Source organism: Robinsoniella peoriensis, assembly GCF_000797495.1.
GTDB classification, from domain to species: domain Bacteria; phylum Bacillota; class Clostridia; order Lachnospirales; family Lachnospiraceae; genus Robinsoniella; species Robinsoniella peoriensis.
In genome coordinates, this window is record NZ_JTGN01000017.1 from 87,076 (window position 1) to 100,949 (window position 13,874).

At 42.3% G+C, this 13,874-nt stretch carries 11 protein-coding genes and 1 other annotated feature; of the genes, 8 read left to right on the forward strand and 3 right to left on the reverse strand.

Annotation, left to right across the window (positions count from 1 at the left end; genetic code table 11):
* Positions 1-41 precede the first annotated feature (41 nt).
* Complete coding sequence (locus tag QR40_RS25475; protein ID WP_044297404.1) at positions 42-1,319, forward strand: L-cysteine desulfidase family protein; 1,278 nt, start codon at positions 42-44, stop codon at positions 1,317-1,319.
* A gap of 66 nt (positions 1,320-1,385) precedes the next feature.
* Positions 1,386-2,312: a carbohydrate kinase family protein gene (locus QR40_RS25480; protein ID WP_027295148.1), complete on the forward strand. Its 927-nt coding sequence runs from the start codon at positions 1,386-1,388 to the stop codon at positions 2,310-2,312.
* Between the two features lie 49 nt (positions 2,313-2,361).
* Here the strand turns inward: QR40_RS25480 and QR40_RS31955 are convergent, their stop codons facing one another.
* Complete coding sequence (locus tag QR40_RS31955; RefSeq protein ID WP_156042970.1) at positions 2,362-2,526, reverse strand: hypothetical protein; 165 nt, start codon at positions 2,524-2,526, stop codon at positions 2,362-2,364.
* Positions 2,527-2,786: 260 nt separating this feature from the next.
* On the opposite strand from QR40_RS31955, the gene QR40_RS25485 reads away from it, so the two are divergent.
* The gene (locus tag QR40_RS25485) at positions 2,787-5,006 is read left to right on the forward strand and encodes a bifunctional diguanylate cyclase/phosphodiesterase (RefSeq protein WP_044297405.1); all 2,220 of its coding nucleotides are present in this window, start codon (positions 2,787-2,789) and stop codon (positions 5,004-5,006) included.
* A gap of 109 nt (positions 5,007-5,115) precedes the next feature.
* Here the strand turns inward: QR40_RS25485 and QR40_RS25490 are convergent, their stop codons facing one another.
* A complete protein-coding gene (locus QR40_RS25490; protein ID WP_027295146.1) occupies positions 5,116-6,000 on the reverse strand; it encodes a DMT family transporter in 885 nt (294 codons plus the stop codon).
* Positions 6,001-6,160: 160 nt separating this feature from the next.
* Positions 6,161-6,378: a binding site (T-box leader), on the forward strand.
* Between the two features lie 123 nt (positions 6,379-6,501).
* On the opposite strand from QR40_RS25490, the gene proS reads away from it, so the two are divergent.
* Together proS and QR40_RS25500 are read left to right on the forward strand one after the other, a co-directional pair.
* Positions 6,502-7,941 (forward strand): proline--tRNA ligase, encoded by a 1,440-nt coding sequence (proS, locus tag QR40_RS25495; RefSeq protein WP_044297406.1) that lies wholly within the window; start codon positions 6,502-6,504, stop codon positions 7,939-7,941.
* A 1-nt stretch (position 7,942) separates the two neighbouring features.
* Entirely contained in the window at positions 7,943-8,479 is a 537-nt protein-coding gene (locus tag QR40_RS25500; RefSeq protein WP_044297407.1) for a prolyl-tRNA synthetase associated domain-containing protein, read from the forward strand.
* Positions 8,480-8,552: 73 nt separating this feature from the next.
* Here QR40_RS25500 and QR40_RS25505 read toward each other — a convergent pair whose 3' ends face one another.
* Positions 8,553-9,770 carry a 6-phosphofructokinase gene (locus QR40_RS25505; RefSeq protein WP_027295143.1) on the reverse strand — a complete coding sequence of 406 codons (1,218 nt, stop codon included), beginning with the start codon at positions 9,768-9,770 and terminating at the stop codon, positions 8,553-8,555.
* Positions 9,771-10,021: 251 nt separating this feature from the next.
* On the opposite strand from QR40_RS25505, the gene QR40_RS25510 reads away from it, so the two are divergent.
* From QR40_RS25510 to QR40_RS25520, 3 genes are all read left to right on the forward strand, one after another.
* The gene (locus QR40_RS25510) at positions 10,022-10,204 is read left to right on the forward strand and encodes a hypothetical protein (RefSeq protein WP_044289531.1); all 183 of its coding nucleotides are present in this window, start codon (positions 10,022-10,024) and stop codon (positions 10,202-10,204) included.
* Between the two features lie 228 nt (positions 10,205-10,432).
* On the forward strand, positions 10,433-13,117 hold the full coding sequence (locus QR40_RS25515) for a sensor histidine kinase (protein ID WP_027295142.1): 2,685 nt from the start codon (positions 10,433-10,435) through the stop codon (positions 13,115-13,117).
* Complete coding sequence (locus QR40_RS25520) at positions 13,114-13,833, forward strand: response regulator (protein WP_027295141.1); 720 nt, start codon at positions 13,114-13,116, stop codon at positions 13,831-13,833. Before QR40_RS25515 ends, QR40_RS25520 begins: the two co-directional genes overlap by 4 nt.
* Positions 13,834-13,874 lie beyond the last annotated feature (41 nt).

The following is a 13,874-nucleotide window of genomic DNA, read 5'->3' on the forward strand; positions in this document are numbered from 1 at the left end:
TGCATACTTACATCTGAATTTACGAAAGAAGGTTTTATTGAATGAAAGAAATTGATCTTAGTACCTGTCTTCAGTTGTTAAAAGAGGAAATAGTTCCGGCATTAGGGTGTACGGAACCGGGGGCAGTAGCTCTTGCAGCAGCCTGTGCAAATGAAGCATTGGGATGTAGCTTTGAACATATGGATATCCAGGTAAGCGGAAATATGCTGAAGAATGTAAAAAGTGTTTCGATTCCAAATACAGGAGGCTTAAAAGGAGTGGCGGCTGCCGCTCTTTGCGGCATAGCCGGAGGGTCTGCCAAAAATAAACTGGAGGTGTTGAGTACCCTGACGGAAGAAGTGGCAGAGAAGGTCCGCAGCATGTTGGCTCAAAAAGAACGCTATACGCTGACACTGTCTGATACGATAGAGCCTCTGTATATCAAAGTGCGCCTGACCAGCGGCAGCGACTGGGCCGAGGCGGAAATACAAAAAAGCCATATTAATATTAACAGGGTTTTGCGTAATGGAAAGGATCTTACCAGGGAATTCAACCAAAGGGAATGTATGGGAGGCAGCAGAAAAACCACAGATGATGTAAAAATGCTGGATATCTATGAATTTTCACAAGCGGTACCATTAGAAGAACTGATCCCCATACTGGAGCCACAGATCCGCTGTAATATGAAAATTGCAGAGGAGGGAATAAAGGAAAAATGTGGAGCAAGTGTAGGCAGGCATCTGCTAAATCTCTGCCATGGGAATCGATATGCCGTACTTGCGGGATATGCAGCGGCGGGAAGCGATGCCAGAATGAGTGGATGCAGTCTGCCTGTGGTAGTGAATTCCGGCAGCGGGAATCAGGGGATTACGGTATCCGTTCCGGTTATAATCTATGCAAAAGAAATCGGATCCTCCGAGGATGCTCTCTACCGGGCGCTGGCATTTGCCAATCTGGTCTCTATCCGTCTGAAATCTGGAATTGGTAAATTATCAGCCTACTGCGGGGCGGTCAGTGCAGGCTGTGCTGCGGCATGTGGAATTGCATATCTGGATTATGCGTCATTTTCGGTAATAGAAGATACCATTACCAATACCCTGGCTGCCGTTTCAGGGGTCATATGTGATGGTGCGAAGCCTTCCTGTGCGGCAAAGATTGCAGCCGGTGTTCAGGCAGGTATGCTGGGATATGAAATGGCTAAAGATGGGTGCCGGTTCCGGGAGGGAGAAGGTATTGTAGGGAAAGACCTTGAGACTACGATTGCTTATGTAAGCCGTGTAGGAAGAGAGGGAATGCGGGATACCGACAAAAAAATACTTGAAATTATGATGACACAATAAGAGAGGAGACACGATGAGACCGGCAGATAATATGCGGATAATCAGTACAAAACAGGGGGGATGGCTATGCAGGAAGGTATAGCGGGATTTGGTATTGCGAATATAGACTTTATCTTTGGCAATTCTCCCAGAATGCCGCGGCTTGGAGAGGAGATTTACAGTGAAAGCTGTTCCAGGCAGCTGGGCGGAGGGCCTGTGGCTACGCTGATCCAGCTATCCAGGCTGGGTGTGCCGGTGGAGCTGGCAACCTATGTTGGAACAGGACCACTGAGCCAGTTTCTCGCCGAAGAACTTGAGAAAAACCAAGTCAAGTATGAAAACATGCTTCAGAGCAGGGAGGCTGATCCGGTTACGCTGAGTTGTATTGTCTCCTGCAAGGAAGACAGGGGCATTATCTCATATAAGCCTCAGGAGGAATCTTTTTCAGTAGATGATGAGGGATTGTATCAGTTTTACAGAAGGAAAAAAATTGCTTACGTTACAATTGAGCAAAGACAGCTATGCCGTCGGTTGAAGACTGCCGGGTGTACGGTTGTTATGGATTCAGCCTGGAGTGATTCCCTCAGTCTGGAATGGTATGATGAAATCTTCCCCTATGTTGATTATTTCATTCCAAATGAAAGCGAGGCGCTGAAAATTACAGGTACAAACCGGCCAGGGGATGCATTGAAAGAACTGTCCAAATTCCTGAAAACAGCAATCATAAAAACAGGTAATCTGGGTTGCCTTTTGATGATTAATGGAAAGGAGATTCGGATACCGGCGTCACCGGCAAAACATGTAGACTCTACCGGCGCCGGAGATGCATTTGCAGCCGGTTTTATGTATGGACTGTATCATAAATGCAATATTATGGAAAGCATTTGCTATGGTAATATTACCGGGGGAAATGCTGTGACAAAGATTGGGTGCCTGGCGGCAGAAATGGATGAAGAAAAACTAAAAGCAGAATTTAGAAATATTTACGGAAAATTAAAAGAGATGTCATTATAAAGAAACGGATGATGGAGGAGTTAGACTTCCATCATCCGTTTCTTCATAATCAGCATGCCAATATATTCTGGGCATCCTTCACATAATTATCAACATCTTCTCTTGTAATACAAGGGTTATGGTTCCAGCGGCTTGGATGGCTGATACCTAATGTCCTGCGCATTTTTCTGTAATATTCCTCTGTCTCTTTACTTTCAAAATTCAATTGTGTCATAGATTCCTTCTCCTTTCCTGATACATACAAATCCCCAATATTTATAGTATTTACGTTAGTTTAAATATAGCACTTCTATCGGAAAATACAAGAGTAAATTTTGCTGTATATTAATATTTAGGGGTAATTTTCTGATAAATCACAAGTGACATAGGAATGTTTTTGATTAATTTATTGCACAAGTCAGAAGGGTGATATATAATAAATATAATATATATGGGGAATGAAAAGTCCGTGAAGGAACGGAAAGAGAGGAAGAGATGGAGAAGAGGTTACGGAATCGTCGAATTCTTGACATTGTATTGATTATTTTAGTAATCGCAGCAGCAGGTATTCTGTTTGCAAAACTCTTTTATAATAGTTCGCAGAAAAAGGTGTTAAGTAATTTGGCGGAAATCTCGAATCAGAGTGCCAAGGTTTTCCAGCGGGAAGCAGAAAAAGGGAAAGATATTATCAGCAATCTGGCAATTTTGCTGGGACAGCACGATACTTGTGATACAGATGAATTGATTCAGGAAATTAAAGCCGTAGATGAGTCGAACGATTTTAAGAGAATGGGTATTATTATGCCAGATGGAACGGCTTATACTACAGACGGCGTAATTATGGATCTGGATGGCAGAGATTACTTTAAAAGGTCTATGGATGGAAGTGTTATTATGTCCGATACTTTGAAAGATGTGGAAGGCGGGGATAAGATAAATGTTTACAGCGCTCCGGTCAGTTTCCGGGATGGATTCCGTTGTGTTCTTTTTGCAACACTGGAGACAGATAATTTTAAAAGCGCTCTGGCTGAAACGATCTATTCAGGAGACGGTTACAGTTATATCATCAGAGGAAACGGTGATTATATTGTAGGAGAAGGGGCAGGCCATAAAGAAAAACAGTTTGCGAACATTTACAATTTTATGGAAGAACGGTCGGGAAAAAACAGCACTGCCGTAAAAGAACTGAAGAGAGGGGTAAGCAAGGGAGAAAATGGATATGTAGTTTTCCAGGATGATATGCAATACTATATGTATTATCAGCCGCTGTCTGTCAACCAGTGGTTTTTGCTGACGGTGGTCCCGGGAAAAGTGATTAAACAGAGTATGGGTGAAATCTTAACCCTGGCATACTTGTTTATTTTTTTCTGTTCTTGCCTTATTATCATTTTGATACTTCAGATCAACCGGATCAGACAGGTCAGCAGAAAAGACCTTGAAAAGATTGCATTTACGGATGAAGCAACCGGGATGACTAACTTTAATAAATTTAAGGTAGAGGCAAAGCAGATTCTGGAAGATAATAATGATCAGGAATATACAGTAGTGTGCTTTAATATTCATAAATTTCAATACATAAATGATTTGTTTGGCTATGCGGAAGGGGACAGGGCACTTACCTATGTGGCAGGGGTTATCCAGGAAAACCTCAGAGATAAGGAGGCGTTTGCCAGAATGCTTGCCGATCATTTTGTGGCACTTCTGCAGCAAAAGGATAAAAAAGAGTTAAAGAGCCGCGTGGAAAATATTATCGCCCAGCTGCAAAGCAAAACGGATTTTGGCGGAAAGCATTATGAGATTAAGGCGACAGCAGGGATATACCAGATTGAACCTGGAGTTGATGAAATTGATACAATGGTCGACAGAGCGAAGATGGCACTGAATCGCCCGGAAGGCGATTTGCTTCAGGTATGTGGTTATTATGATGATAAAATGCGGGACCGGAAGATCCGCACAAAGGATATTGAAGATCATTTTGAAACAGCACTGGAAAAGGGCGAGTTTATTATTTATTATCAACCGAAGTTTGATATTGAGAAGCAATGTTTTGAAGGAGCAGAGGCGCTGGTCAGATGGCATAGACCGGAAAAAGGGCTGATGCCTCCGGGGGAATTTATACCTGTTTTTGAGAATAATGGAACGATTGTCCAATTGGATCAATATATTTTTGAAGAGGTCTGCAGACAGATTATAAAGTGGATGAAAGAGGGATATCAGGTAACGCCGGTTTCTGTAAATGTTTCCAGACTGCACTTATACCGTCAGGATTTTGTTGACACATATCTGGATATTATAAATAAATATAAAGTGCCGGTCCAACTGATTGAACTGGAACTGACGGAGACAGTATTACTGGATAACGAAGAAATTCTGGTTGGTATTCTTGAAAAATTCCATAAGAATGGAATCCGCATTCTGATGGATGACTTTGGTTCCGGATATTCGTCTTTAAATACCCTGAAGAATATTCCGATTGATTTGCTTAAGATGGATAAGACTCTGATAGACGATTATGAAAATAACACCAGGAGCAAAAAAATTATTACCAGTGTAATTGCATTGGCACGGGAACTGGGGATTAAAGTTGTGGCGGAAGGTGTGGAAACAAAAGAACAATACGAGTTTCTGGAGAGTATTTCATGTGATTATATTCAGGGATATTACTGTTCCAGACCAATTGCTCAGATAGATTATGAAAAAATCTTAAAGCAGTAAAAGCGTCTGGTATTGGGATCCCAGGGTATAAGCCCTGAGGATCATGTGAGTAAAAGTGGATAAGCATGTTAGACAGGCACTTCTGATGGAGTGCCTTTTCTAATAGGGATCAGCGTTCGGAGAGAACTACACCTCCCACAATAAGCAGGGCGCCCAAAAATCCGGTAGGTGTGATGTGTTCTTTCAGAATGAAAAATGCAGCAACCATGGTGATGAACGGATTTAAGTAAATATAATTGTTTGTTTTAATAATACCAATTTTTTTGATAGCTACGTTCCAGGTTAAATAGCAGATTGCGCTTCCGAGTATTCCAAGAAACAGCAGGCAGATGACAATTTCTGTATTAATTGCTGCAGGGGGAAGGAGGCGCTTTTCTGATACTACCATCATAATATAGGAACAGGCAAATCCATAAAAAATTACTTTACGTGTCAGGGCGAAGTTATCGTATTTATTAATATATTTTTTCAGAAGAATGGAATAAACAGCCCAGCAAAGGGCTGCCAGAATTGCCATACCGTCACCCAGTGGATTTAATTTCAGGACTACGGCTCCGTTAAAAACGACCATAACTACACCGATGATAGCGATTAAAAAACCAAATATAATATTTTTCTTCAGCTTTTCATCTTTTGTAAAAAAGTGAGCGAGAATCGCTGTAAAAATCGGGGCAAAGGCAACTAAAATACTGACATTGGAAGCCTGAGTAAAAGATAGTGCAGTATTTTCAAAAAAGTAGTATATCGTTACACCTGACATGGAGAGCAGGAAGATTCCCACCTCATCCCTCCAGTTGTGTTTCAGTGTAAATTGCCGGTTCAGAATGCATATCAGCAGAAGTCCGATATAAGAAATAAAAAAGCGGAGTACCATAATCTGTGTAGCGCTGAAATAATCTAACAGAATTTTGGTTGCAATAAAAGTAGTGCCCCATACAATGATGGTAAGCAGTGCCAGAATATGTCCGGCGGTTTTGCGGTCTGGATTAGTCATGAAATTTAGCTCCTTCGTTTATCTTATGTAATATAGAAATAGTCTATCGATAAAAGAAAGGGATGTCAAGAGGAGGAAGGGAGATTGGAAAGGAGATTGCGGAAATCCCTGCTTGACAAATGAATTTATTTATTTTAGAATGACCATATTGAGATATGAGAATACAGCGTTGAAGAGGATTAGTACATTTTGGAAGCTTTTCAGAGAGAGAATCATTTGGTGTGAGATTCTCAAGTGGAGAAGATGGAACCTGCCTTGGAGCTTTGCATGAAAATGCAACGTTGTTCCCGGCGTTAACGGGAATATGAGAGAATGGCCAAAGTTTGGGCTGTTAATTAGGGTGGTACCGCCGAAGTGTTTAAACTATCGGTCCCTTATGTGTCAGGCATAGGAGGATCCGGTAGTTTTTTTGTGCTTTTTTGAAGTTTATAAAGGTAGAAAAATAAGAAAAGCGGATCATCCCATAGAGCAGATTTAAAAATGAAAAGGAGAGTCAGAACAATGGCAAAGGACAAGAAATTAGTAGAAGCCATCACTTCGATGGAAGAAGATTTTGCGAGGTGGTATACAGACGTTGTTAAGAAAGCAGAATTGATTGATTATACAAGTGTAAAAGGATGTATGGTAATTAAACCGGCAGGTTATGCAATCTGGGAGAATATTCAGCATGAACTGGATCGCCGCTTTAAAGAAACAGGGGTAGAAAATGTATATCTTCCTATGTTTATACCAGAAAGCCTGCTTCAGAAAGAAAAAGACCATGTAGAAGGGTTTGCTCCGGAAGTGGCATGGGTTACTCATGGAGGACTGGAACCTTTACAGGAGAGATTGTGCGTACGTCCTACCTCAGAGACATTATTCTGTGATTTTTATGCTAAGGATATCCATTCACACCGTGATCTTCCAAAAGTATATAACCAATGGTGCTCTGTTGTTCGTTGGGAAAAAACAACAAGACCGTTCCTTCGTTCCAGAGAGTTTTTATGGCAGGAAGGACACACTGCTCACGCTACAGCAGAAGAGGCTGAAGAGCGAACAAAGCAGATGTTGAATCTCTATGCTGATTTCTGTGAGGAAACACTGGCAATCCCGGTTGTACGGGGACAGAAAACAGACAAGGAAAAATTTGCAGGAGCAGAAGCGACTTATACGATTGAATCTCTTATGCATGACGGAAAAGCGCTGCAGTCAGGAACCAGCCATAATTTCGGTGACGGATTTGCAAAAGCTTTCGGTATTCAGTTTGCAGATAAGGATAATACTTTGAAATATGTTCATCAGACATCCTGGGGAATGACAACCCGTATGATCGGAGCGATCATCATGGTGCATGGAGACAACAGCGGTCTGGTACTCCCTCCAAGGATTGCGCCTACCCAGGTTATGGTGATTCCGATCCAGCAGAAAAAAGACGGCGTTCTGGATAAAGCGTTCGAAGTGAAAGATACATTGGCGAAAGCAGGACTTCGTGTGAAGGTGGATGATTCTGACAAGAGTCCGGGATGGAAGTTCTCTGAGCAGGAAATGCGTGGAGTTCCAATCCGAATTGAACTGGGACCAAAAGATATCGAAGCAGGTCAGGCTGTTATTGTAAGGCGTGACACCAGAGAGAAGACTGTGGTTGCATTTGATGAGATCGCAGATAAGGCAGCTGAGATCCTGGAAACAATGCAGACAGATATGCTGGAAAGAGCGAGAGAGCATAGGGATACCCACACTTATATTGCTCATAATATAGAAGAGATGAAACAAATCGCGGATGAGAAACCTGGATTTATCAAGGCGATGTGGTGTGGATGCCAGGAATGTGAGGATGCCATGAAAGAAGAAGTAGGAGTGACTTCACGTTGTATTCCGTTTGCTCAGGAAGAGATTTCAGGGGTATGCGTGCATTGCGGTAAACCGGCGAAGCATATGGTATACTGGGGAAAAGCTTACTAGAATGGACAATACACTATTTACAACCAGACCGGATGAAAATGGGCGGCTGGAAAAAGAAATGGCAGTTTATGATGTGCTGGAAAAGTTAAACATCCCATATGTAAGGATGGATCATGAAGTAACACCTTCGATTGAAGCGTGCCATGATGTAGACAAACAGCTGGGTATAGAGATTTGTAAAAATTTATTTTTGTGCAACAGTCAGAAGACAAAGTTCTATTTATTGTTAATGCCGGGCATGAAGAAATTTAAAACTAAGGATTTATCCGGTCAGTTAGAAGTGGCCAGACTGTCTTTTGCCAATGAAACTTATATGGAAGAATTTTTAAATATTACACCGGGATCTGTGAGTATCATGGGACTTATGAATGACAAGGAACAGCGGGTTCGTTTAGTAATTGACCGTGAAGTGGCAGAATCGGAGTATATAGGATGCCATCCATGTATCAATACATCCAGCCTGAAAGTGAAAACGAAAGACATATTGGAAAAATTTCTGCCTTATACAGGACATGATTATACCATCGTTGATCTGTAACGCTCAGCATAACGTGTTATGAAAAAGCAGAGAAAAAATCAGGCACCTGGATTTCCAGGTGCCTTTGCTTACGTTATTTTCGGTATGCATAATTTGGCAGACCGTTTTTCATTGGAATAGCTGAATTGCCCTGAATTAACGGCAATGCATAATTGATGAAATCGGTGCTGATGTCGGTGCCATCATTAATAATCCATTCAAGGGGAACGGTTTTTTCTTTATTGCACACTTCATTTACATCTACAAGCCCACAGGAAATGTCGTAAGGTGTTCCGGCAGAACGGTTAAAAGCAATCATTTTTCCGGTTTCTCCATCCAGGGCTGCCGTGACGGCATAAGAACCGGCTGTAGCAGCTTCTCTTGCATCTGTCAGGGACTGGGTAAAGGTGGAACAGCGCTGGTTTACATTCAGTTCCACAGAGCGGACTTTAACACCCAGATGCTCTTTTACCAGATTCTCCAGGTATTTGCCGCTTCCGGTAAGCATCTTGTGTCCAAAATTATCGGTACCAACTTCACTGGCATATTCGCAGATAAATTTCCCGTCCTTGTCATGTATACCTTCGGAGATGCAAACCACCAGATTATTCTTTTTCTCCAGTGCTTTTTTTATCTGTTCCAGGAAGAGATTCTGATCAAAGGAAACTTCCGGCAGGTAAATAAGCACAGGGTTGTCCTCTTCGAATTTACGTGCCAACACTCCGGCAGCAGTCAGCCAACCGGCGTGACGACCCATAATCTCCACAATTGTAACTGATTTTGTATCATATACAGAGGCATCGATACCTATTTCACAGACGGAAGATGCTACGTATTTTGCAGCACTTCCAAAGCCGGGCGTATGGTCCGTATGTACCAGATCATTATCAATGGTCTTGGGAATTCCCAGGATTCGAATGGTACTCTTATGCTTTGCTGCATAGCGTGATAGTTTGCTTACGGTATCCATAGAGTCATTTCCTCCTATATAAAAGAAATAACCTATCTTCAGTGCCTTGAATTTTTTAAAGAGCTCCGGATATACGGGATCTTCCAGATCCTCCGGAAGTTTATAACGGCAGGATCCCAGGAATGCGCCGGGTGTGATGCGCAGGGACTGCAGGGCCTCTTGACTTACGTCAGTTTCTAAATCCATGTAATGGTCCTTTAAGAATCCTTCAATTCCATTAATCATACCATATACATGATCGATTTTATCCTTGTGTTGTAATCCTTCCTTGATGACTCCAAACAGGCTGCTGTTTATAACGGCTGTCGGGCCGCCGGATTGTCCAACGATTAAATTTTTCATGATAGATACCCCTTTCATTATTTCAGGAGGGCATGTACACTCCCATATACTGCCATCTCCATATATAGTTATTCTACAACAACCAGGTGCATTTTGTATATAGAAAATATTAAGTTTCGGCAAAATAGATATTTTAATTTGATTTTAACGCAGGGATCCCTACACTTACACCCATTTAATCTGAATATTGCTATACTAATGCCATATTCAGGAGAGAAAGAGGTTATTCCGACAAAGGAAGGTGCAGGATTATGAAAAAGTATTTAGCATTGCATGAAACAAATTTATGGGGAGCAGTTGACCGCCATCCATTATTTACGATGATATTTGGACAGATTGCTGTAGCGTTCTTATTAATTTTAACTGTAGGAGGTATTGCTCTGGCGGGAGGTACTCTTATATGGCTGGTGTACAAAGCTCTTGGGATCATGTAAGAGCTGTAATTTTAATGCAATTTTAATGTGATTTTAATGTCAGGCGCCATATCTGTTATGCCTATTTAATATCTGGTCTGTTATAATCGGCAATATCATTAGTGAGTGTATTCAATTTAAACTTTATGTACTTTAAATCTGAGTTCACTTGGTATAAGATGGAATTGCTAAATAGGAATAGATTTTTAAAACAGATGTGCTATACTGTTACCGAGGAAGGTGTGAGCCATGACAGAAGAGTACCGTAAACCAGACGTTCTTTTGAAGAAGCTGGAAGAGGAAGCATCCAGGACAAAAGGAAGATTAAAGATATTTTTTGGATATGCAGCAGGCGTAGGGAAAACCTATGCCATGCTTGCGTCTGCCCATGAGGCAGAGAAAGCCGGTCTGGATGTTGTTGCAGGATATATAGAACCACATGCCAGACCGGATACGGCAGCGCTGGTTCAGGGACTGGAAGTGTTGCCGCAGCTTCAGATCCGGTATCAGAATATCACTCTGAATGAATTTGACCTGGATGGGGCTTTGGCGAGAAAACCCCAGCTGATTCTGGTGGATGAGCTGGCTCACACAAATGGAGAGGGATGCAGGCATAAGAAACGGTATGAAGATATCCAGGAACTGTTAAAAGAAGGCATAGATGTTTACACTACCGTAAATGTGCAGCATCTGGAAAGCCTGATAGATCTTGTGGACGGAATTACCGGGATTGTGGTAAAGGAGCGGATTCCGGACTTTGTGTTTGACCAGGCAAGCCAGGTGGAGCTGGTAGATATTGAGCCGGAGGATCTGCTGGACAGGTTACGAAAAGGTAAAATATATAAAGAGAGCCGGGCAGAGCAGGCACTGAATCATTTCTTTACCACTGACAATCTGGTATCGCTGCGTGAGATTGCCCTGAGGCGTATGGCGGACCGGGTTAATCTGATACAGGAAAAGTCCTTTCAGACCGGAGAAGCAGGGGCGGCAGAGCATATCTTAATTTGTTTGTCTCCGGCACCATCCAACGAAAAGGTAATCCGTCAGGCAGCCAGGATGGCTTCGGCGTTCCGGGGGAAGTTTACGGCCTTTTTTGTGGAGAACTCGGACTTTACCCAGTATACAAAAGAGGACGTGGAGAGACTGCGCATTAATACCAGACTGGCGGAACAGCTGGGGGCAAAGACGGTGACCTCTTATGGGGACGATATTGTAGAACAGATTGCAGAGTATGCCAAAGTAGCAAGGGTAACAAAAATTGTTCTTGGAAGGACAAATACAAAGAGGGCGTGGCTTTCCATGAAGGAAAGTTTTTCTGAAAAGCTTACCAGACTGGCACCCCAGCTGGAGATTTTTGTTATTCCGGATGCATATAAAAAGAAATACCGTAAAAAAAGGTTCCGTGCTGCGATTTCGCCGGAAGCACTGGTAGCTGATGCTCTGATCTCGGTAGGGATATTAGGAATTTCCACTGCCATTGCCTATTTGTTTTCGTTTTGGAAATTCAGCGATGCCAATCTGATTATGGTTTATATTCTGGGGATTCTGACGATTTCCCTTGTAACCAGAACTAAGCTTTGCAGTTTGCTGTCCAGTATATTAAGTGTTATAATATTTAACTTTTGTTTTACTGATCCCAAACAGACATTATCTGTAAATGATCCTTCTTATATAGTAACTTTTGGAATCATGTTTCTCTCTGCGCTGATAGGAGCTACTTTAACACAAAAGGTAAAGGATCAGGCAAAGCAGGCGGTGAAGAAATCTTACCGGACAGAGATTTTGCTGGAAACCAGCCAGAAACTGCAAAAAGCGGTGGATGCAAAGGAGATTTCCTTAAGTACGGCAAGGCAGTTAAGCAAGCTCTTAGAGCGCAATGTGGTATTTTATCTTGGGAATCCCCTGAATGACGCTGAACCGATTGTTTTTAAATCAAGTCATGGCCAGAGTGATTTTTATTACGACCAGAAGGAAGAACGGGCAGTAGCCCAGTGGGTTTTTAAGAATAATAAGCATGCTGGTTTTTCTACAACAACTTTGCCCGGAGTGAAGTGTATGTATCTGGCAGTGAGAAGCAGCGAACGGGTATTTGCTGTAGTGGGGATTGATATGGAAGGAAAAGAACTTCAGGCATTTGAGGCGGGAATTATGAGTGCAATACTAAATGAATGTGCTCTGGCGCTTGAAAAAGATCAGTTAGTTGCAGAGAGAAAAGAAGCTGCAATTAAATTGCAGCAGGAACAGCTGCGTGCCAATTTATTACGTTCCATTTCCCATGATCTTCGGACACCACTCACCAGTATTTCAGGAAATGCCAGTGTACTGATTGGAAATGAAGACAAAATCAGTGAAGAACAGAGGAAGAAATTATATATTGATATTTATGATGATTCTATGTGGCTGATAAATCTGGTGGAAAATCTCCTTTCCGTAACCCGTATTGATAATGGAACCATGCAGCTGAATATGCAGGCAGAGCTAATGGATGAGGCAATTACAGAAGCGCTGAGTCATATCAGCAGAAAAGCGGAGGAGCATCATATAGAGGTGCAGCAGGAGGATGATCTCCTGGTTGCCAGGATGGATATTAAGCTGATTGTCCAGGTGTTTATCAATCTGGTAGATAACGCAATTAAGTATACACCTCCCGGATCACATATCACGATCATTACTAAGCGTCAGCATGGCAGTGTTTTGGTAGAAATTGCGGATAATGGAAATGGAATTCCCGATGAAGATAAGAAACGCCTGTTTGACATGTTTTATACTGCAAATAATTCTGTGGCGGATGGAAGACGAGGTATGGGGCTGGGACTGGCATTATGTAAGTCTATTATTACTGCCCACGCAGGAGATCTCACCATACATGACAACATACCCCATGGAACTATTTTCAGATTTACGCTAAAAGCGGAGGAGGTACACCTAACATGATTAATGGAAAACCACAGATACTGGTAGTTGAGGATGATGCACCAGTCAGAAACCTTATTACAACAACTCTGGAGACTCAGAATTATAAATATCAGACAGCCGTGAACGGCACCCAGGCAATCATGAGCGCCGTATCTGCCAAACCAGACATATTTCTTATGGATCTGGGACTGCCGGATATGGATGGTATCGAAGTGATTAAAAAAATACGTTCCTGGTCTGTGGCGCCTATTATTGTGATCAGCGCCCGAAACGATGATAAAGATAAGATCAAGGCACTGGATGCAGGAGCGGATGATTATCTTACCAAGCCTTTCAGTGTAGAAGAACTGTTGGCCAGACTGCGGTCTACACTGCGAAGGATTCAGTATCTGGAGTCAAAGGGAAATGTAGAAGAAGCGGTTTTCCGAAATGGTGAGCTGGAGATCGATTACTCTTCGGCGACTGTAAAAGTTGGTGACCGGGAGATTCATCTGATGCCAATGGAGTATAACCTGCTTTGCCTGCTGGCTAAAAATGTGGGGAAAGTCCTGACACATCAGTATATACTGGATAAAGTATGGACAAATGCACTGGAGAGTGATCTGTCATCCCTGCGGGTATACATGGCCACCCTGCGTAAAAAAATAGAACCGGATAAGGAACATGCAAAATATATCCAGACCCATATTGGAATCGGATACCGTATGGTTAGAACGGATAATATGGAAGCTTAATCAGTTATTATATAAAGAGGGCAGTGGAAGATTTACCGTAA